The organism is Streptomyces sp. NBC_00104 (assembly GCF_045160825.1).
Taxonomy (GTDB): domain Bacteria; phylum Actinomycetota; class Actinomycetes; order Streptomycetales; family Streptomycetaceae; genus Streptomyces.
This window is the reverse complement of sequence record NZ_CP108215.1, coordinates 952,586-973,210: the sequence shown is the minus strand read 5'-3', so window position 1 is coordinate 973,210 and position 20,625 is coordinate 952,586. Positions and strand designations below refer to the sequence as shown.

Sequence of the window (20,625 nt, the reverse complement as noted above, 5' to 3'; positions counted from 1 at the left end):
TTGTCGCAACACTCGCCGGGACCCTACAACTCCCCCATGACCACCTCCACCTCCACCTCCACCTCTACTGTCTTCGCCCTCGAAACCATGGACGTGCCCGGCGGCACCGAGAGCATCCTGCGTGGCGGCCGCCATCTCTTCCCACTGCTGCCGCAGGCCTTCGCCGGGGTGCGCCGCATCGGCGTCATCGGCTGGGGACCGCAGGGCCGGGCCCAGGCCCGCAACCTGCGCGACTCCCTCTCCGGCTCCGGCATCACCGTCGCCGTCGGACTGCGCCCCGGTTCCGCATCGGCCGCCGACGCCCGCGCCCACGGCTTCACCGAGGCGGACGGCACCCTCGGCGACTGGCTCGCCGTCACCGCCGAGAGCGACCTCGTCGTCCTCCTGATCGCGGACGCGGCCCTCGCCGCCCACCACCGGGAGATCTTCGCCGCCCTGAAGCCCGGCGCCACCATCGGCCTCTCCCACGGCTTCCTTCTCGGCCACCTGCGGGAGACCGGCGGCGACTTCCCGCCCGGACACGGAGTCGTCGCCGTCTGCCCCAAGGGCATGGGCGACTCGGTCCGCCGTCTGTACGAGCAGGGCGCCGACATCAACGGCGCCGGGATCAACAGCAGTTACGCCGTCCACGCCGACCCCGACGGCAACGCGACCGACCGCGCCCTCGCCTGGTCGGTCGCCCTCGGCTCCCCGTACACCTTCCGCACCACCCTGGAGAGCGAGTACCTCTCCGACATCGTCGGCGAGCGCGCCATCCTGCTCGGCGCCGTCCACGGCATCGTCGAGAGCCTGTACACCCGCTACCGGCTCGCCGGGGACGACGAACTGACCTCGTACGAACGCTCCTGCGAGAACATCACCGGCCCCATCGCCCGCACCGTCTCCCACACCGGGCTCCGCGCGGTCCGCGAGGGCCTCGACACGGTCGGCCGGGACGTCTTCGACCGCGCCTTCACGGCCACGTACGGGCCCGCCCGTGAGATCGTCGCGGAGATCTACGACGAGGTCGCAGACGGCACCGAACTGCGCAGCGTCATCCTGGCCGAACGCCGCCTCGGCGCCCGCCCGATGAGCGGGATCGGCGGCTCACCGATGTGGTCCGTGAGCGACCGGGTCCGTGCCCGCCGGGGCGAACGTGACCTGCCCGTCGACCCGTTCACCGCCGGCGTCTTCGTCGCCACCATGACCGCGCAGATCGACGAGTTCGCCGAACGCGGCCACCCGTGGTCGGAGATCGTCAACGAGTCCGTCATCGAGGCCGTCGACTCCCTCCTGCCCTACATGCACGCCCGCGATGTGGCGCACATGGTCGACAACTGCTCCCGCACGGCGCGCCTCGGCGCCCGCCGCTGGGGCCCGCGCTTCCAGACCGCCTACGAGCAGATCGCCTACCCTGCTGCCGAACACCCCGCCGACCAGGCCTTGTTGGCGTCCTTCGACACCCATCCCGTCCACGAGGCCCTCGCCTCGGCGGCAAAGCTCCGGCCGTCGGACATCTCGGTCGCCTGACGCCTGACGCCTGACGCCTGACGCCTGACGCCTGACGCCTGACGCCTGACGCCTGACGCCTGACGCCTCTATGCGACCGCCCGGCGGCGAGGTCTGGCCACCAGTTCCCCGCTGCAATCGGGGCAGACCTCGCCCATGGCCTCGCGCAGGACAGACAGAACGTGCACTCGTACGGGCAGATACGGGCCGGGGCGCCGACGGGCAGGGTCGTCGTCCCCCAGCGCTCGCAGCGGTCGCGCATCTCCAGTGCCAGGGGCGGGGCCTTTCCTCGGATCGGGGTACGGATCGGGGTGCGGTGACCTGTCACTTCCCAACGGCACCCCGCCCGGCACCGGCCGCCGCCCCCGCACGGCCACCCGAGCGGGGGAGCCGGCGGCGCCGCCCGCCTCGTACGCCAGCCCCGCAGCTCACGCCGCTTGCGCTCCTCGATGTCCTCGACGTGGGTGCATCTTCGCGCTGCGACCCGTGCGACTCGCGGCCGGAGCGCCCGCGGGGCCGCATCCGGCCCGGCGGGCGGCACGCCTGGACGTTCCGCTGGCCGTCGGCACCAAATGACGTACGGACAACCGCCATGTGTGAACAGGTGGCGATGCGCGACCTGTTGCCGATGGACGGCGAGTGGGTCACCGCCCGGTCAGCCTGCGACGGCCGACCGGGCGGGAGCGTGTTCGGGCCTGCGCCCACGCGCGGCGGGCCGACGTCCGGTGTCGTACGGCTGTCCGGCGTCGAGTGTCTGGCCGACGTCGAGCGTCTGTCCGGCGTCGTACGGCGAGATCTTCGGCACCGCGGCCGAGGACGCCGGCAGCGTGAACCAGACGACCTTCCCCGACTCGCCGTGCGGCCGCACGCCCCAGCTCTCGCTCACCGCGGCGACCATGGCGAGACCGCGGCCGCAGGTGGCGAAGGGCTCCGCGTCCTGGACGACCGGGAGGCGGGGGTCGTTGTCGTGCACCGAGACCGTGAGCCGGCCGAGGAGCAACTCCATCTCCACGGTGCACATCTTGTCCGGCTCCGCGTGCCGGTGGACGTTGGACAGCAGCTCGGTCACCCCGAGTGCGGCCCGCTCTATCAAGGGATCCAGATGCCAGTAGCGCAATTGCGCAGATACGATTCTGCGGACCTGGCCGATCCGCGACGGCAGGGCTTGGAGCTCCACCGTGCAGTGCCTGCTTTGCTGGCTGATCACGGCTGCGACTCCCCGAATTGAGTCCGGAAGAAGATCGGAGTACGGATCCAGCGAGGTGGCTGGGCGAAAAACGCCGCCTGCTGTGGTGCGGCCGCCTACGACTGCCGCCTGGTGTGGGCGGAAGCCGGGGCTGCCGCCTGTTCGTGGGGTGGCTGTCTACGACCGCCGCCCGCTGACGTGGCCGGCGGGCTGGTTCGCAGCGTTATCGCCGGTAAACCCAGAGTGACGTGAGACCAGAGTGACTCAGGGGGTCCGGTCCCGCAACTCGCGATCCGTCAGCCGCTGCGCCCCGCGGCCCGGCGCACCGCTTCTATGAACCGCCGCGCCGAGGGCGGACCGGGCTTCCCCGGAGCCGGGTCGTGCTCGTTCAGGGTGAGTGTGTACCTGGTGCCGTTGACGTCGGCCAACGCCCGGTCCTCGTTCGCGAACCAGGGCTTCGAGGCGCGCACCGCCTGCACCGGGGCACTGTCGATCTCGCTGCCGTAACTGGTCAGCAACTGCAGCCGGCCGCCCTCGATCCGGACCTGCCCCGCCCGGGTGAGCTGCCGCAGCCTCTTTCCGATCCGCACGCCCGTGGCCGTGAACTCCGGCTCGGCCATGTACCCCGCCCCCTAGTGCGCTTCGGCTGTCTCCGTCGTCTGGTCCGTCGCGGACCGTGATCCAGTGTGCCCGAGGTCGTTTCCCCCTGCGCGGCCCCGGCGGCGTCTACTGGCCCGTGCGGTGAAGTCTGCACGTCCCTCGCGTCGAGCACCAGTGCGCACGGTGGGTCGGGGGCGGGGTTCCGGCGCACGCGCGGCATGCGCCCCCCATGCGCCCCGCGCATGACTGCCACAGGAGTGCCTTTGAGGGGCTCAAAGGCATGTTTATGCAGGTGAGAAGCGTGCGGAAGGTGTTTATCATCGGGGTGTCCGACGCCGCGATCCGCCGTCGGCGCAATGCGTGAGGAGCACGCCGTGAGCACCCCCCGCCCCACCCGTCCTGGCGCCACCCTCGACGTCGATCACAGCGACCCCGAGTACCGCACCTGGCTCAAAGAAGCCGTGCGCAAGGTCCAGGCCGACGCCAACCGCTCCGCCGACACCCATCTGCTGCGCTTCCCGCTGCCCGAGAGATGGGGCATCGACCTGTACCTCAAGGACGAGTCGACCCACCCCACCGGCAGCCTCAAGCACCGCCTCGCCCGCTCCCTCTTCCTCTACGGCCTGTGCAACGGCTGGATCCGGCCGGGCCGCCCCGTCATCGAGGCATCCAGCGGCTCCACGGCCGTCTCCGAGGCGTACTTCGCCAAACTGATCGGCGTCCCCTTCATCGCTGTCATGCCCCGCACGACCAGTGCCGAGAAGATCCGCCTGATCGAGTTCCACGGCGGCCGCTGCCACTTCGTGGACGACTCACGGAAGATGTACGAGGAGTCGGCCCGCCTCGCGGGGGAGACCGGCGGCCACTACATGGACCAGTTCACCTACGCCGAGCGGGCCACGGACTGGCGCGGCAACAACAACATCGCCGAATCAGTGTTCCGCCAGCTCCGGCTGGAACGCTTCCCCGAGCCGGCCTGGATCGTCGCCACCGCCGGCACCGGCGGCACCTCCGCGACCATCGCCCGCTACGTCCACTACATGCAGTACGACACCCGCATCTGTGTCGCGGACCCCGAGAACTCCTGTTTCTTCGAGGGCTGGACCACCGGCGACCCCGACGTCACCTGCGACTGCGGCTCCCGTATCGAGGGCATCGGCCGCCCCCGCATGGAGCCCAGCTTCGTCCCCGGCGCCGTCGACCGCATGATGAAGGTGCCCGACGCCGCCAGCGTCGCCGCCGTACGCGCCCTGGAGAACGCCATCGGCCGCAAGGCCGGTGGCTCGACGGGAACGGGCCTCTGGAGCGCCCTCAAGATCATCGCCGAGATGGTCTCGGAGGGCCGCCACGGCAGCGTGGTCACCCTCCTGTGCGACCCGGGCGACCGCTACCTGGACAAGTACTACTCCGACGAGTGGCTGAGGGGGCAGGGCCTGGACATCGACCCCTACGTGGCAGCCATCGAGTCACTGCTGCACACAGGCGTGTGGGCAGCGCCCCGTTAGGGGCGCGGGGGACTGCGCCACCAGGCACGAACGACTCGCGGTTCGCGGACCGCCGTCGACGGAACGACGCTCAGGCATCCGCGTCGTCGTCGGAGTCCTCCCCGGCCACCACCAGCCGCCGCAGGTGCTCGGCGATCTCGGCCCGCGCCTGCGCGGGCAACCCCGCGTCGGTCACCAAGGTGTCCACCTGCTCGAGTGCCGCGAACGAACTCAGCCCCACCGTCCCCCACTTGGTGTGGTCGGCCACCACCACGACCCGCCGCGCCGACTGCACGAGCCGCCGGTTGGTCTCGGCCTCCGCCAGATTCGGCGTGGACAGCCCCGCCTCGACCGATATGCCATGCACCCCGAGGAACAGCACATCGAAGTGGAGCGCCGCGATCGCCTGATCGGCCACCGGCCCCACCAGCGAGTCGGACGGCGTCCGCACCCCACCGGTGAGCACCACGGTCGCCGCCCCCTGGCGGGGGCCGGTCGTGCGCTGGGCGGCATGGAAGACATCGGCGACCCGCACCGAGTTGGTGACCACGGTCAGATCCGGCACGTCCACCAGCCGGTGCGCCAGCGCGTACGTCGTCGTACCGCCCGACAGGGCGATCGCCGAACCCGGAGCGACCAGCTCCGCGGCGGCACGCGCGATGTCCTCCTTGGCGCTCAGCTCCAGCCCGGACTTCGCCTCGAAGCCAGGCTCGTGCGTGCTCGCCTCGGCCACCGGCACCGCGCCGCCGTGCACCTTCTCCACCGCGCCCTGGCGGGCGAGTGCGTCCAGATCGCGACGCACCGTCATGTCCGACACGCCGAGTTTGCGTGTCAGCTCGTTGACCCGGACCCCGCCCCGCCGTCGTACCTCGTCGAGGATGAGGGCTCGGCGCTGCTCCGCGAGGAGGTTCTGGTTCTCACTCACGCCCGCTCCGGTCCTCTCGCCCCATCACACCCGACACGCCTTCCATACCCCCTCCGACGAGGACATTCCCCCTGTCCCCGGTCCCGAGGACGCCCCATATTCGCACGCCCCACCACCGGTGACGCCACTACCTGCCCAGTCGCGAGCACATCACGCTCCGTTCCTCGCGCCCGCCACTATCACACGGATCGGGGAGATTCGGTGACCACAGGTGTACGAGGCCCCCGCAGGGGCGATCATCAGTGCCTGCACATCACACCTGACTTGCGGCGCATCACGGGGGAAGCGGAACAGTGGATCGTGCGAGGGAACATACGACACATACGGAACCCAGGGAACATCCGGAGCCCATGGAAGAGGGCGGGCAGCCGTATTCCGGCCGGTCCACGACGGACGGGAACGCCCTTGAGCTGCTCGTCCACGGCGTCGGTGGTACCACTCCCGAACGCATGCTGGACGATCCCCGAACGATCCGGATCACCGGCGACGACACGGCCGCGGTCTTCCGTCGCATCGACGACGCCGACGCGGAGAAACGTCCCGCCGACTACCGCGGCAAGCCCGTCCCCGAGGCCTATGTCTGGTGCAACCTCACCTCCGGGAACAGCTCGCGTGCCCTGTGGCTGTTGCTGCTGCCGTTCATGGTCGTCAACCTCGCCCACTGGATGCGCCCCAGCACCCGCGGCCGCCGAAGCACGGTACGCCTCTACGGCCTCATCGTCCGCCTGGCCGGCCTGACCCTGACCGTGCTGCTCGTCGCGGCGGCCTGCGAGGTCGCGCTCGACCTGACCGCCTGGCAGTGCGCGGGCGCACGCGCGTGCGCGGAGGCGCACACCTGGCTCGGCTTCCTCTCTCCGGCCGTCTCCGACGGCGGCTGGTGGAGCCAGCCCGGCCGCCGCCTCGCCCTGGCGGCCCTGGTGCCCACCGCGCTGACCGGCCTCCTGTGGTACCTCTCCCACCGCACCTGGAGCGAGTACGAGTCCCAGCGTCCCATGGACCGCGACGACGCCCGTCCCGACGACGAGAAGCCGGCAGGAGTCGCACCCGACGTAGAGGACTCGGCACGCGTCGCACTCGGCCGGCCCGGCTTCTGGTACGGGCGCCGCCTCGTGGCCAGACTGCGCGCCGCCCACGTGGCGGCCGGCTTCCTGACGGTCGCGGCGGCCGTCGGCACGTCCGCCGCCCGCCACGACCGCCGGGCGGGCGGCCCCGCCGTCCTGGAGCTCCTGGGCTGGCTGCTGAACACGGCACTCGTCCTGCTCGCGGTGAGCGTGGTGTGGGTGGTGTGCCGCCGGGGCCGCAGCGAGCGGCGCCTCGACAAGCACCTGGACGAGCATCTGATCCGCCGCCTGCCTGCCTGCTCGATCGCCCTGCTCGTCCTGTCCATGGTGTACGCCGGGTGGTCACGCCCCGGCTGGCGGTCGGCGGGGCGGCTGCCGGGCGACATGACCTTCGGCGGGATCACCCTGGTCCAGGGCCTGCTGGTCGTCGCGCTCGGCGTGGTCGCCCACATCCTGTACCGCTCCCGCCCCGAGCCGCGCACCGCCATGTACGGGCTGGCCGGCCCCGCCGTCGCGATGCTCGCCTGCGCCCTCGGCGGCGTGATGTCCGCCGGCGTCGCCCAACGCGTCGCCGACTGGCTGGGCGGCACCGACGACGCCCTGCCCGGCCCGCCCGTCCTCCTCACCTGGCAGGCCTCCGTCATCCCGCCCCTCCTCCTGGTCGTCCTCGGCCTCCTCGGCTGGCTGGCCCGCCGCACCTGGGTCCTGCGGCGGGCGGAGACGGCGGCGGTGGAGCGGGAGTACGGCCTCGTGGAGGGCCGGCACCAACACACGCACCGAGCGGAAGAGCGACTGAAGGAAAAGGAAGGGGACGGAGCGGCGGAAGGACGAGCGAGGCAGGAATCCGCGGACCCGCCGGCCGAGGAGCGCGAGTCCCAGGACGCCGGCCGCACCCGCCGCATCGCCCGGACCCGAGCCATGGCGGCCCTCACCGACCGGGCGCCCCGCATCATCGGCATCACCTCCACCGTGACCCTGCTGCTCGGTGCCGGAGCCCTGACCGGCGCCCTGGCGACGCGCCAGACACCGGCGAAGGCGGCGCACCACTCGTACGACGTCGTCGCGGGCGCCGCCCAGACCGCGCAGGCACTGGGGTCCTGGCTGATCGGCGTGGGTTTCCTGCTGTTCGTCACCTGGGGCCGCCGGGCCTACAAGGACGCCTCCGCGCGCCGCACGATCGGCATCCTCTGGGACGTGGGCACGTTCTGGCCGCGCGCCGCACACCCCTTCGCACCGCCCTGCTACGCCGAGCGGGCCGTACCCGACCTGACCTGGCGCATGGCCACCTGGACCCGCACCACGGGCGGCCGGCTCGTCATCTCCGGACACTCCCAGGGCAGTGTCCTCGCGGCGGCCGCCGCCTGGCAGCTGACCCCCTCGGTCCGCAAGCGGGTCGCACTGCTCACCTACGGCTCACCGCTGGAGCGGCTGTACGGGCGCTGGTTCCCCGCCCACTTCGGTCCCGAGCCGCTCGCCTCCCTGCACCGCGAGGTCGACTGCTGGCGCAACCTGTACCGCCTCACCGATCCCATCGGCGGCCCCGTGCACCTGAGCGGCGGTTGCGCGCCGCAGGTCGACGCGGAGCCCTTCCAGGACCCGCTCGCCTACGGCCGCACCGGCGCCCACCCGCTGCCTGCCCCGATCCTCGGCCACTCCGACTACCAGGCGGACCCGGCCTTCGCCCACGAGCGGCAACACCTGCTGGCGCGCATCGGCCCGGAGCTGCCCAAGCCCCGGCCGTCCTAGCACACGCTCCGCCCACGGCCCAGGTCAGTCGTCCGGGCACGAGACGTCCCGCGCCGGCCGCTGTCCCGTGCGGAGGAATGCCGTGACCGTACGGTCGCCACACGCGTTCCCCGTCCCGAGATACGCGCCGTGCCCGCCGCTCTCCACCGTGACGAGCCGGGCCCGGTCGCCCAGCGCGGCCCGCAGGTTCAGGGCACCGGCGTAGGGGGTGGCCGGGTCCCGCCGGTTCTGGACCATGAGGATGTTGGACGGCCCGTCGTCGGTGATCCGGGTCGGCTTCTCCACCGGCTCGTTCTTCCAGAAGGAACACGGTGTGATGTTCACGGGCATCCCGGCCGTGAGCGGATACCGCACCCGGCTGTCGGCCACGGCCCGCTCGTGCGCGTCCACCGACGCGGGCCAGCGCACGTCGTTGCAGATCACCGCGAGGGTCACCGCCGCGTCCTCGTCGCTCATCGGCCCGGCCACGTCGGGTGTGAGGACCGGTGTCGCCTTCGGGTCCATGGCCTGCCGTATCAGCCGGGCCAGTTCGTCGAACGAGGTGTCGTTGTAGAGAGCGGTCTGCACGGCCTGTCGCAGCCGGTTGCCGGTCAGGGGGACGCCCTTGGTGGTCGTCGCCCTCGGCGCGCGGTCCAGTTCGGCCACCAGGGACAGGAACAACGGCCTTACGTCCTCCGGCCGTTCGGCGAGCCGCAGGCCCGCGGTCTCCTGTGCCGGGTCGGCGGCCCAGGCGGCGAAGTCAGGGAACCGGTCCTCCGCACCCCTCGCCATGTTCGCCAGCCAGCCCCGCGCGACCCGCCGGGGATTCGGGTCGTCATTGCTGTCCAGCACCCAACGGTCGGTCCGCTCCGGGTACTTCTGCGCGTAGACGGCGCCCACATAGGTCCCGTACGACACGCCGTACGCCGACAGCCGGTCCTCGCCCAGTGCCTGTCGGAAGCGCTCGATGTCCCGTACCTCGTTGGCGGTGGTGAGACTGCGCAGCACCGCCCCGCCGTTCGTCGCACAGGCCTCGGCGATACGCCGGGACCGGGCCACGTTCTCGGCGATGTCGCCGTCGGGCGCCGGCCAGGACCGCAGCGTCGTCAAGTGCCGGTCGTTGGCGGAGAGTTCACAGCTCGTCCGCGTACTGCCGCCCACACCGCGCGGGTCGAGGCCGACGATGTCGTACGCGTCGCCGAGCTCCCGCTGCAGGGCCTTTCCCTGCTGCGTGAGCCGCCTGAGGCCGGAGCCGCCCGGCCCGCCCGGGATCACCAGCAGTGTGCCGCGCCGTGCCTCGGGGTTCTCGCTGCGCACCCGTGAGACGGCGAGGGTGAGCTGCGGGCCGTCCGGGTCGCGGTAGTCGAGCGGAACGGGCAGCTCCGCGCACTCCTGACCGGCGGGGCCGTCGGACTGGGGGCAGGGGCGCCAGGTGAGGGTGGGGGAGGAGGGGGTGGCCGTGGCGGCCGCCGGGCCGGTGACGGCGGTCAGCGCGGTGGCGGCGGCCGAGACGGAGAGGGCCAGGACCAGGGCTCGTCGGGTGCGATGCGTCATGGGGATCATGCTGTCCGCCGGATCACTCCGGTCCCATCCGGCCGACAGCACACCTGTGGTGGGGTTCGCCCCCTGGGGTTAACCCCAGGAACGTCCGCTACGACAGCTCCGGCAGGTCCTCCGCGTAGAGCAACGTCAGGTCGTCCGTGCTCGGTTCGTCGACCTGGGCCACCCGGCTCGCGTGCCGCTCGACCATCGCCTCGAACGTCTGCCGCGCGGTACGGCCGTTGCCGAAGGCCGGGCCCTTCGGGATCGCCGTGAAGTACTTCAGCAGCGCCTCGCCCGCGCCCGCCGCCAGCCGGTATTCGTGCTCCTCGGCCTGCTGCTCCACGATGCGCAGCAGTTCGTCGGGGACGTAGTCGTCGAAGGTGATGGTCCGTGAGAAGCGGGACGCCACTCCGGGGTTGACGGTGAGGAAGCGCTCCATCTCGGCCGTGTAGCCCGCGACGATCACCACCACCGCGTCCCGGTGGTCCTCCATCAGCTTCACCAGGGTGTCGATGGCCTCCTTGCCGAAGTCCCTCCCCGAGTCCTCCGGCGACAGCGCGTACGCCTCGTCGATGAACAGCACACCGCCACGGGCCCGTTCGAAGGCCTCCTGGGTGCGGATCGCCGTGGAGCCGATGTGCTCGCCGACCAGGTCCACGCGGGACACCTCGACGAGATGCCCCTTCTCCAGGACACCGAGCGAGGCCAGGATCTCGCCGTAGAGGCGGGCGACCGTCGTCTTGCCGGTGCCGGGGGAGCCCGTGAACACCAAGTGCCGTTTGACCGACGCCGCCTTGAGGCCGGCCTGCTGGCGGCGGCGGCCCACCTCGATCATGTCGGTGAGGGCGCGGACCTCACGCTTGACACTGTCCAGACCGACCAGCGCGTCGAGTTCACCGAGCACGGCCTTCGAGGCCCGCGTCGGCGTCTCGGGCTGCACGGCGGCCGGAAGCGGCTGATCGGTGGTGCGCTGGGCCGGGATCGAGCCCAGCAGGCCGGGCGACCGGACCGTGGTCTGGGTGGCGGTCTCCGGCGCGGCCGGGGGCCGTACCCCCGCGCTCTCGTCGCTGGTGCAGTCCTCGACCACCGGGCCACCGCCCGCGGGGCCGGAGCCGCCGTCCGCGAACTCGTAACCACCCCGCGCGCAACGCTCCGTACGGCACTTGCGCAGCGTCGCCCGGCAGCCGTCGATGATGTGGAAGCCGTAGCCACCGCTCCCCGTCACCCGGCAGTTGAGGAAACTGCCGCGGCCTTCGGCGGAGACATAGAACCCGGCCTCGGCGGGCGAGGTGACCGTGCAGCGCTCGACGGTCGGGTCGGCGCCCTTGGTGACGATCACGCCGGTCTGGGTGCCGTCCACGGTGCAGCCGTTGAGCGTGCCGCCGCTGCCGTGGTCACGGAACCAGGCGCCCGTGGCGGCGTCCCGGATCCGGCAGTCGTCGAGCTGGGCGGTCGCCCCGTCGCTCACCGACACGGCCGTGTTCCGCACCTGCGACAGGTCGCTGTCGACGACGTCCACGCGCGAGCCCCGGTCCAGCACGAACAGCGCGTCCGGCACGTCGTGCACCCGGCAGGACTCCAGCACCGCCGTCGCGCCGTCGCTGACCCAGACGGCCGGGTAGTCGCCGGTGCTGTCGAAGATCTCGCACTGGTTGGCGTCCACGCGGGTGCCCGGGTCCCACACCGACAGTCCGTTGCGCCCGAACTGCCGTACCGTCGTGCGGGTCAGGGTGAGGACGGAGCGCGAGCGGAGGTCCACCGCGTTCTCCGGGATGTCGTGGATACGGCAGTCCGCGAGGGTGAGTACGGCGTCCGTGTCGAGCGTGACCCCGTCGGCCGTCGTACGGTGCACATCGCAGTCGGTGAGATGGGCCGTGGCCCGCCCGGTGATCTGCACTCCGCTGCCGCGGACCTCGTAGACCTCGCAACCGACCGCTTCCAGCGCGGAGTTCTCCCCGGTCGCCGTCAGGCCCGAGCCCGAGGTGTGGTGGATGCGGCACCGCTCCAGGCGCGGATGGCCGCCGCCACGCACCGCGACACCGGCCTGGCCGGCCGCGACGACCTCGCACTCCTCGAACACGCCACCGCCGCCGTCGACCACGGCGATGCCGATCCCGGCCGGGTTGTCGACCGTGCAGCGTCGCACCGTGGGGCGGGCGCCGCCGCGCACCTCGATGCCGGCCGCGGACCGGGTGACGATCCGCAGGTCCAGGAGCTCGGGCGTGCCGTCCTCGACGAGCAGCGCGGGCGCCGCCGCGTCCTGGCCCTCGACATGCAGGTCCTGCACCACGGCCGAGGCGGACACGGTCAGCGGCACCCCGTCCACGGGCGCTATGCGGACCGAGCCGGGCGAGCCCTCGGGGCCGCGCAGCGTGACCCCGCGCTGCACGACGAGGTTCTCCCGGTACGTGCCCGGGGCGACGATGAGCACATCGCCGTCGCTCGCGGCCTCCAGGGCTGCGGCGAGCGATGTGTACTCACCCGTGCGGCGCCGCCACCGCGATGTACCGGTGTGCGTCACCTGGACCGTGCCCTGTGCCATGGCGTTGCTGTGCCCCCACCTCGTGGAACGCGGGTCGATGCCGAAGAGTTCGGCTGGTCGGTCCACCGTAGCGTGCGCGGGCATGGGGAGTTGACCGGAGTGGGAAGGCGGTCAGCTGCCCGTGCCCGTCCTGCCCCAGTCCGGCCCCGCCTTGTCCCATGCCCGGTCCCAACGGGCGTACCGGCGGCGGATCATGCGCCAGACGATCAGTCGTCTGCCGCCCTCGACGAGCCCCGCGGCGAGCACGGTGGAGCCGAATCCGGCCAGCACCGCGTGGGTCGTCGCGGTGGCGGTGTCCAGGGGGCGGCCCACTATGCGGCCCTGCCGGTCCGTCCACAGCGTGAAGTGGTCGCCGGGCTTCGGGATCTTGAGGTTCGCCATGACCGTGCCGTGCCGGTCGGTGCCGTCCGGGCCGGTCCAGTCGGCGACGACCCGGCTCTGCCGGTCGCGGTTCGTGGCGGTCTCGGGATCGGGGTCCAGCGGGGAGCCGTCGACCTTCTTGACGACAGTGGCCGTCACCCGGTAGCGGGTCTGCATCTGGTCGCGCACGGCCTGCTGCAGGGCGCCCTGGGCGGTGGTGCCGACGACGGCGCCGATCAGGGGTGCGGCGACGAGGATCAGCACGAGGGCCGAGAACGCCAGCCAGGCCTCGACCAGATCGGTCGTCCGCCGCAGCGGATTGTGCCGCCAGCGCCACAGCCCGCCGAACGCCCGTAGCCCACCGATTGCCCGCACAGCCCCACACCCCCTTCCGCGTCCGTGATAACCCCTGGCGGAGCCGTCCACGTGCGGTCCCGTTCAAGAGAGAGGGAAATCACCCTCCCACCGGCCTTCTCATGAACTTCTCACGAAGACTCAACGGCCGGACCCAGGGCGCGTGTTCCCTACACGCGAACCGAATCGTAGGAGATTGAATTTTCAAGTGGGGCACCGGGGTTGCCGCGAGAACGCCCAGATCTCATCGAGATCGAACTCGCTATTCGAGCACCCGGACCGGATCGCCGATCCGTACCGTGCCCCCGGATTCCGGAACGAGGTTCTGCCCGAAGACGAGCTTGTCGCCGAAGCGGCGGTGGCGGGCAAGCGTGCGCAGCGGCTCACGGCCGCGCTCGGCGGTGTCCTGGTCGGTGGTGGTCACCACGCACCGGCCGCACATCTTGGCGACCCGGAAGGTGACCTCGCCGATGGCGACGCGCCGCCAGTCGTCCTCGGCCCAGGCGTCCGTGCCGTCGACCACCACGTTCGGCCGGAACCGGCTCATGGGGAGCGGGCCCTCTTCGGGGTGGTCGCCCTGTGCGACCAGGGAGTTGAGTGCGTCCAGCGAGGAGAGTGCGGTGAGCAGCAGGGGGTAGCCGTCGGCGAAGCTGACGGTCTCGCCGGGGCGGGCGTACTCGGGGTCGATCGGGCGGCGGGTCGCCGGGTCGTCGAGGTGCACGAGCCGCACGGGGACGCCCAGGTAGTCGCTGAACCAGGCGTGCGCCGCGGCGTCGGCGGGGACCCCCTCCACCTTGTCCCGCCAGATCTCCACGGTGACCGTGCCGTCCGGTTCGGGCACGGGGACGGTGAGCGGCGTACGGCCGGACGCGGACAGCAAGAGACCGCCGTCGGGCTTCAGCCCGGCGGCGGCCAACGCCATACGCGGATGCGGACGTTGAGTGATGACCTTGCCCGAGTCGTCGACCAGCACCCAACGGCGGTCGCCCGCCAGTCCCCAGGGCTCCACGACGGCCTCGTCGGGGGCGAAGCCCCGGGCCGCCTTGAGCGGGTGGACATGGATCGAGTGCAGCGACGGATTCCCCATGGGGTCATCCTGCCAGCAGGCCGTGACAACCCCACACGAAATATTCCAAGTGCCTCAGTACCCGCGGTACTGCTGACCGTTGTACGGGTCCTGCTGGTACGGGGCCGCCTGGGCCGGGCGCGGAGCCGCCGGGCGCATGGCCTCGTAGCCGGCCATCGGACGCTGCTGCTGCGGCTGTGCGCCCGGGTAGCCGCGCGGCGCGGCGGCCTGTTGCGGGATGTACGCGTTCGGCGCCTGCTGGAGCGGCGAGGGCTGCTGGGCCTGCGGATAACCGTAGGCGGGGGACGGCTGGGAGGGGCCCGCCGGCAGCGCGGGAAGCGCCGACGGTAGCGCGGGCAGATTGCTGCCCGGGGTGTCGTACTGGGCGGGTACCCGGATCGGGGCGATCTGAGGGGTTCCCCGCTCGGCGACGAGAGAGTCGTAGATCGGGGTGTCCGCGAAGGACGAGGCGGAGTAGTAACCGCCGCCGTAGGTGGAGCGGGGGGAGGTCATGGCACATAAGTTAAGCCCACGATGTGCTGGTTGGGGAGACCGATAAGAGGGTTGTTTTCCGTGTCGGCAGTGACGCTGGATCCCCAATGCGAGCGAACTCGGCGAAAAGGGGCGGCAAAGTGCGTTCTGATCGTGTAAAGGCAGAGTTCCCAGTGGGTTACCGGCGGTTGGCCAAGGATCTTTCGGTACGGGTTCTGGGGGTTCCGGGCCCCGGGGGAATAGGTTTGGCCGACAGCGGATCCGGCCGGATCCGACGGACCGCAAGCGACGCGGCCTGGTGACGATCTTCTGGGTGACCTTCTGATGGGGGCGGACATGTCAATGCCGAAAGGATCGAACACCGCGGTGCCGACGACCGCGCTACGCGTGGAACTGGGCTGGCGCTCCGGACCGGGCGTGCCCGACACGGACGCCTCGGCGCTGTTGCTCGTCGGCGGGAAAGTGCGCTCGGACGCCGACTTCGTCTTCTACAACCAGCCCGCGCATTCCTCCGGTGCGATCCGGCACGACGGCAAACGCGAGGCCGGGGGCCAGGTGACCGACTCGCTCGTCGTCGACCTCGCCCGCGTGGAGCCCGCCATCGAAACCGTGGTGCTCGTCGCGTCGGCGGACGGCGGCACCTTCGGTCAGGTGCCCGGGCTGTACATCCGCGTGCTCGACGAGCGGGCGGGCACCGAGGTCGCGCGCTTCGACAGCGCGGACGCCGGCGTCGAAACCGCTTTCGTCCTCGGGGAGTTCTACCGCCGACAGGGCGCCTGGAAGTTCCGCGCCGTCGGCCAGGGCTACAGCAGCGGGCTCGAGGGTCTCGCCTCCGACTTCGGCATCACGGTGGACGAGCCGCAGCACACGACGACGGCCGCACCCGCGCCGGCGCCCGTCGCCCCCGTCGCGCCTCCCGTCACCGTGCCGCCCCCGGTGACGACCGCCCCGCCCCCGCCGCCCACCCCGCCCGTGGCACCCCCGACCCCGGTCCGCCTCACCAAGGTGACGCTCACCAAGGAGGCCCCGGCGGTCTCCCTGACCAAGCAGGGTGGCACCTCCGGCGCCCTGCGCGTGAACCTCAACTGGGAGGTGCGCAAGCAGTTCAAGGGGTGGGGCAGCAAGCTGGGCCGGGCCGTCGCCATGCACGCGGACCTCGACCTCGACCTGTGCGCGCTGTTCGAACTGGCCGACGGCAGCAAGGGCGTCGTCCAGTCGCTCGGCAACGCCTTCGGGTCGCTGCGCCAGCCGCCGTTCATCCACCTCGACGGCGACGACCGCACCGGCGCCGTGAGCAGTGGCGAGAACCTCACCGTCAACCTCGACCACATCAACGCCTTCCGGCGCATCCTCATCTTCGTCACCATCTACGAGGGCGCCCGCTCCTTCGCCGATCTGCACGCCACCGTCACCCTCCAGCCGCAGCACGGCGCAGCCATCGACTTCTCCCTCGACGAGTGCACCGTCCCCTCCACCGTCTGTGCCCTCGCCCTCATCACCAACCAGGGCGGCGACCTCATCGTCCAGCGCGAGGCCCGCTACCTCGTCCCCGACCGCGGCGTGAGCCCGCAGCGCACGGTCGACTACGCCTACGGGTGGGGGATGAACTGGACCCCCGGCAGGAAATAGCCCGCCGCCTCCGTACGGGCGGAGCTCCGGTGCGGGACTAGCCCTCTTCCGGCACCGATTGCGGGCGCGCGTAGGTGCGGCCCTTCCAGGCCGCACCGCGCCCCCGGTAGTGCTGCACCGCGGAGTCGACCGTCATCAGCAGATACAGGAACGCGGTGAACGGCAGCAGCGGAGCGAGCCGGAGGGACAGGCGGTAATAGCGGAGCATCGGCACGTACGTCGCCGTCATCAGCAGCCAGGCGAGCCCGCCGAGCAGTGCTGTCGGCCAGTCCCCCAGGGCCGGACCCGTCAGGAACGCGACCGGCGGGACGAGGTAGACCAGCGCGAGACCGAGGACCGTGCCGGCGAGCAGCAGCGGGTTGTGCAGCAGTTGGGCGTAGGCGCTGCGCGAGACCATGCGCCACAGGTCGTGCAGCCGGGGGTAGGGACGCACGCTGTCCACCCGCTCCGCCAGCCCGAGCCAGATGTGGCCCCCGCTCCTCTTGACCGCTCTGGCCAGGGCCACGTCGTCGATGACCGCCTGCCGGATCGCGTCCGGGATACGCGCCCGCTCGGCGGCCTCGGCGCTCAGCAGCACACAGCCACCCGCGGCCGCCGCCGTACGCGAACCCCGTACGCCGATCCGGCGGAAGGGATACAGCTGGGCGAAGAAGTACACGAAGGCGGGGACGACGAGCTTCTCCCAGACGCTCTCGGCACGCAGCCGGGCCATCTGCGACACGAGGTCGAACCCGCCGGTGCGCGCGGCCGCCACCAAGGAGCGCAGGCTGTCCGACCGATGCGCGATGTCCGCGTCCGTCAGCAGCAGGAACTCGGGTCCACGCGCGCGTGCCAGCGTGATTCCGTGCCGTACGGCCCAGAGCTTGCCCGTCCAGCCGGCGGGCGGCTCCCCGGGCGAGGACACGGTCAGGGGCAGCCCGCCGAAGCGTCGGGACAGCTCACGGGCCAGGTCACCGGTGCCGTCCGAGCTGCCGTCGTCGACCAGGAAGACCTCGGCCCGGCCGGGGTAGTCCTGGGCGAGCAGCGACGGCAGGCTGTCGGGCAGCACGGCGGCCTCGTCACGGGCGGGGACGACGACACAGACGTACGGCCAGTCGTCGGGATCCCGACGGGGCGGCAGGCGCACATCCGTGCGCCAGAAGAAGCCCTGGCCCAGCAGCAGCCACAGCCAGGCGGCGAGTGATCCGGCGGCGGTCCACGCGATGGCGCTCACGCCCGAAGTCTGCCCCACCGGAGCGGCCCTACCGAGGCCATCGTCTATCGTGGCCGGGTGAAGATCGCGCTCATGGACTCCGGTATCGGTCTGCTCCCCGCCGCCGCCGCGGTACGGCGACTGCGGCCCGACGCGGATCTGGTGATCTCCTCGGACCCGGACGGCATGCCCTGGGGCCCGCGCACCCCGGAGGATCTGACGGAGCGCGCCCTCGCCGTCGCCGAGGCGGCGGCCGCGCACCGGCCCGACGCCCTGATCGTCGGCTGCAACACCGCGTCCGTGCACGCCCTGCCCGCCCTGCGCGCCCTCCTCGAACCCGGGCTGCCCGTCATCGGCACGGTCCCGGCGATCAAGCCGGCCGCGTCCGGCGGCGGCCCCTTCAGCATCTGGGCGACGCCCGCCACCACCGGCAGCCCCTACCAGCGCGGCCTCATCGAGGAGTTCGCCGACGGTGTGGCGGTCACCGAGGTGCCCTGCTGGGGACTGGCCGAAGCGGTGGAGCACGCCGACGACGCGGCGATCGACGCCGCGATCGCCGCGGCCGCCGCGCTCACCCCCGACGACGTGACGACCGTCGTCCTCGGCTGCACCCATTACGAACTGGTCGCCGAACGCATCCGCGCGGCCGTCCAGCAGCCCGGCCTCCCGCCCCTCGTCCTGCACGGCTCCGCCGGCGCCGTGGCCGCCCAGGCGCTGCGCCGCATCGGGGAGCTGCCGAAGCCCGAGGCCGACTGGACCGAGTCGACGCTGACCGTCCTCCTCAGTGGCCGCGAGGGCGCGCTGCCCGCCCCTGCCCTGGCCTACGAGGAGGGCAAACTGCTCCAGATCACCAGTCTGGCGCTGGCCGCCCGCACGGAGCAGTAACGTTCCGCGACCAGGTGCCCGCGCTACGGAATCTGAGTAGTCTCAAAGCCATGAGGGAGCACCCCCACGGCGAGCCGGGCACCTCCGAAAGCCCGCACCCCGAGGTCTGGACCGGCCGCGCGACCAACCGCGGCCAATGGCTGCTGGCGGTCGGCGGTGCCGCCTGCATGGCACTGGGCATCGAACTCGCGGTCGACTCCGCGTGGACGTCCGGTGCCGCCCCGCTCATCATGGCCGTCGTCGGCTGCATCGCGGCCGGACTGCTCGTCCTCTTCGGCACGCTCGCGTTCGTGCACGTCTCGGTGAAGGTCGACGAGGACTTCCTCGAAGTCCGCTGCGGCCACATCGGCGTGCCGCGCCGCCGCATCCCCCTGTCCCAGGTCGCCGACGCCGACTTCGCCCCGTGCGTCACCCCCCACGAGTGGGGCGGCTGGGGCTACCGCTGGCGGCCCGAGAAGGGCACCGCCGTCGTCGTACGCCGTGGCGAGGCCGTGGTGCTGCGCCTGTGGGACGGCCACACGTTCACGATCACCGTGGACAACGCGGAGACGGCCGTGCGTGTCATCCGCGCCCGGCTGACCCCGAAGGCGTCCGGCGCCGCGCGCTGACGCACTCCGTCCTGACCGGCGCGTTCCCCTAGAAGGCCCAAGATCTTCATGGGCCTTCTAGTAGGACTCCGTTAGGTCTGTCTCGCGGTGCTGTTTGGGGGCATGGTGGGTGTGTGGATGCACATGAAGTGAACCGTGCCCGGGCGAAGTTGGCGTTGTTCGTGGCCGATGTGTTCGCGTCGGTGCCGCGCAAGGATCAGCGGGCCAAGAGTGACTGCTATCTGCGGGGACTGATGGTGGACGGTCGCCGCAAGTCCATCCAGGCCATGGCCTCGCGGCTGCCGGACGGCAACGAGCAGAACCTGCAGCAGTTCGTGAACCAGTCGACCTGGGATCCCGTGCCGGTGCGGCGGCGGATCGCGGAACGGATGGTGCCGAGAATCGGCCCGGATGCCTGGGCGGTCGACGATGTGTCGTTTCCCAAGGACGGGAAGATGTCGGTCGCTGTCGCTCACCAGTACTGCGGGGCTTTGGGCAAGCAGGCCAACTGTCAGGTCGCGGTCAGCGTGCACGCGGTCTCCGACACCGCGTCCTGTCCGCTGCAGTGGCGCCTGTTCGTGCCCCGGGAGTGGGCGGATGATCCGGTCCGCCGACGCAGGACGGGGGTTCCTGAGGAGGTCGGGCACCGGGAGAAGTGGCGCCTGGCCCTGGACGTCTTCGACGAGCTGGCCGGGTGGGGGCTGGTGCCGCCGGCGGTGGTGGCCGACGCCGGCTACGGGCAGAACGCCGACTTCCGCGACGGGCTGGAACGTCGGAACATCGGCTACGTGGTGGCGATCCGCTCGGACGTGACCGTCCACCCGCACGATGCGGTGCCCGCTGCCCCGCCCTGGTCCGGCAACGGCCGCAAGCCTCAGCCCCGCTACCGCGACAAGCCGTCCCCGGTGGCCGCGCTCGCGGCGGACCAGGGGCGGCAGGCCTTCACCGAGGTGACCTGGCGTGAAGGCTCACGCGGGCCGATGCGCTCGCGCTTTCTGGCGCTGCGCGTGCGGCCGGCCGGTGTCCGGTCCCGCCGCCTTGCCCAGGCCGCCGCCACCGCGCAGGAGGGTTTGTGGGACGGTGTCCTGCCCGACGTCACGCTGCTGGTCGAATGGCCCGAAGGCGCCGAAGCACCCACCGATTACTGGCTGTCGAACCTGCCGGCCGACACCCCGCACGCTGAACTGGTCCGCCTGGCCAAGATCCGCTGGCGCATAGAACACGACTACCGGGAACTCAAACACGGCCTCGGCCTGGACCACTTCGAAGGACGTTCCTGGACCGGCTGGCACCACCACGTCACCCTGGTCACCGCCGCCCACGCGTTCCTCACCGAACAGCGCCTGGCCCCAAAAGCCGATACAGCGGACTCACCCTCTACCAGATCCTCGACACCATCCAGGACCTGCTGAACTGCTGGACCGGCACCTGCACCACCTGCCACCGCCCCCTGCCCAGAACATCCACCACCAGCCAGAACCCAAGAGCCAGAGCAACTTAACGGAGT

16 protein-coding genes and 1 pseudogene are annotated in these 20,625 nt (G+C 71.6%); 7 read left to right on the top strand and 10 right to left on the bottom strand.

The window, feature by feature from the left end; translation table 11 throughout:
- The first annotated feature begins 36 nt into the window (after positions 1-36).
- Positions 37-1,509 (top strand): ketol-acid reductoisomerase, encoded by a 1,473-nt coding sequence (locus OG272_RS04085; RefSeq protein ID WP_405892573.1) that lies wholly within the window; start codon positions 37-39, stop codon positions 1,507-1,509.
- Between the two features lie 178 nt (positions 1,510-1,687).
- Here the strand turns inward: OG272_RS04085 and OG272_RS04080 are convergent.
- The 3 genes and pseudogenes from OG272_RS04080 to OG272_RS04070 form a co-directional block, all read right to left on the bottom strand.
- Positions 1,688-1,750, bottom strand: a pseudogene (locus OG272_RS04080) (DUF1272 domain-containing protein); the annotation flags it as partial.
- Between the two features lie 393 nt (positions 1,751-2,143).
- Positions 2,144-2,695 (bottom strand): ATP-binding protein, encoded by a 552-nt coding sequence (locus OG272_RS04075; RefSeq protein WP_326584934.1) that lies wholly within the window; start codon positions 2,693-2,695, stop codon positions 2,144-2,146.
- A gap of 275 nt (positions 2,696-2,970) precedes the next feature.
- Entirely contained in the window at positions 2,971-3,294 is a 324-nt protein-coding gene (locus OG272_RS04070) for a hypothetical protein (RefSeq protein ID WP_326584935.1), read from the bottom strand.
- Between the two features lie 354 nt (positions 3,295-3,648).
- On the opposite strand from OG272_RS04070, the gene OG272_RS04065 reads away from it, so the two are divergent.
- Entirely contained in the window at positions 3,649-4,779 is a 1,131-nt protein-coding gene (locus tag OG272_RS04065) for a PLP-dependent cysteine synthase family protein (protein WP_328222346.1), read from the top strand.
- Between the two features lie 70 nt (positions 4,780-4,849).
- Here OG272_RS04065 and OG272_RS04060 read toward each other — a convergent pair whose 3' ends face one another.
- A complete protein-coding gene (locus OG272_RS04060; protein ID WP_326584937.1) occupies positions 4,850-5,683 on the bottom strand; it encodes a DeoR/GlpR family DNA-binding transcription regulator in 834 nt (277 codons plus the stop codon).
- Positions 5,684-6,033: 350 nt separating this feature from the next.
- On the opposite strand from OG272_RS04060, the gene OG272_RS04055 reads away from it, so the two are divergent.
- Complete coding sequence (locus OG272_RS04055) at positions 6,034-8,490, top strand: hypothetical protein (RefSeq protein WP_405892571.1); 2,457 nt, start codon at positions 6,034-6,036, stop codon at positions 8,488-8,490.
- Between the two features lie 24 nt (positions 8,491-8,514).
- Here the strand turns inward: OG272_RS04055 and OG272_RS04050 are convergent, their stop codons facing one another.
- The 5 genes from OG272_RS04050 to OG272_RS04030 form a co-directional block, all read right to left on the bottom strand.
- Positions 8,515-10,023: an alpha/beta hydrolase gene (locus OG272_RS04050; protein WP_405892569.1), complete on the bottom strand. Its 1,509-nt coding sequence runs from the start codon at positions 10,021-10,023 to the stop codon at positions 8,515-8,517.
- A 97-nt stretch (positions 10,024-10,120) separates the two neighbouring features.
- Positions 10,121-12,553, bottom strand: a complete 2,433-nt coding sequence (locus OG272_RS04045) for a right-handed parallel beta-helix repeat-containing protein (RefSeq protein WP_327732344.1) — start codon at positions 12,551-12,553, stop codon at positions 10,121-10,123.
- A 111-nt stretch (positions 12,554-12,664) separates the two neighbouring features.
- Positions 12,665-13,288, bottom strand: coding sequence for a hypothetical protein (locus OG272_RS04040; protein ID WP_327731164.1), 624 nt, complete (start codon positions 13,286-13,288; stop codon positions 12,665-12,667).
- A 241-nt stretch (positions 13,289-13,529) separates the two neighbouring features.
- The gene (locus OG272_RS04035; protein WP_327731165.1) at positions 13,530-14,354 is read right to left on the bottom strand and encodes an MOSC N-terminal beta barrel domain-containing protein; all 825 of its coding nucleotides are present in this window, start codon (positions 14,352-14,354) and stop codon (positions 13,530-13,532) included.
- A gap of 54 nt (positions 14,355-14,408) precedes the next feature.
- Complete coding sequence (locus tag OG272_RS04030) at positions 14,409-14,846, bottom strand: DUF6643 family protein (RefSeq protein ID WP_326584942.1); 438 nt, start codon at positions 14,844-14,846, stop codon at positions 14,409-14,411.
- Positions 14,847-15,161: 315 nt separating this feature from the next.
- Between OG272_RS04030 and OG272_RS04025 the strand changes: the two genes are divergently transcribed.
- Positions 15,162-16,454: a TerD family protein gene (locus OG272_RS04025; RefSeq protein WP_327731166.1), complete on the top strand. Its 1,293-nt coding sequence runs from the start codon at positions 15,162-15,164 to the stop codon at positions 16,452-16,454.
- Positions 16,455-16,491: 37 nt separating this feature from the next.
- Here the strand turns inward: OG272_RS04025 and OG272_RS04020 are convergent, their stop codons facing one another.
- Complete coding sequence (locus tag OG272_RS04020; RefSeq protein WP_327731167.1) at positions 16,492-17,667, bottom strand: glycosyltransferase; 1,176 nt, start codon at positions 17,665-17,667, stop codon at positions 16,492-16,494.
- A gap of 57 nt (positions 17,668-17,724) precedes the next feature.
- On the opposite strand from OG272_RS04020, the gene OG272_RS04015 reads away from it, so the two are divergent.
- The 3 genes from OG272_RS04015 to OG272_RS04005 all read left to right on the top strand — a co-directional run bounded on the left by OG272_RS04015 (position 17,725) and on the right by OG272_RS04005 (position 20,530).
- On the top strand, positions 17,725-18,531 hold the full coding sequence (locus tag OG272_RS04015; RefSeq protein ID WP_326584945.1) for an aspartate/glutamate racemase family protein: 807 nt from the start codon (positions 17,725-17,727) through the stop codon (positions 18,529-18,531).
- Positions 18,532-18,581: 50 nt separating this feature from the next.
- Positions 18,582-19,139, top strand: coding sequence for a hypothetical protein (locus OG272_RS04010; protein ID WP_327731168.1), 558 nt, complete (start codon positions 18,582-18,584; stop codon positions 19,137-19,139).
- Between the two features lie 113 nt (positions 19,140-19,252).
- The gene (locus OG272_RS04005) at positions 19,253-20,530 is read left to right on the top strand and encodes an IS701 family transposase (protein WP_327728809.1); all 1,278 of its coding nucleotides are present in this window, start codon (positions 19,253-19,255) and stop codon (positions 20,528-20,530) included.
- Positions 20,531-20,625 lie beyond the last annotated feature (95 nt).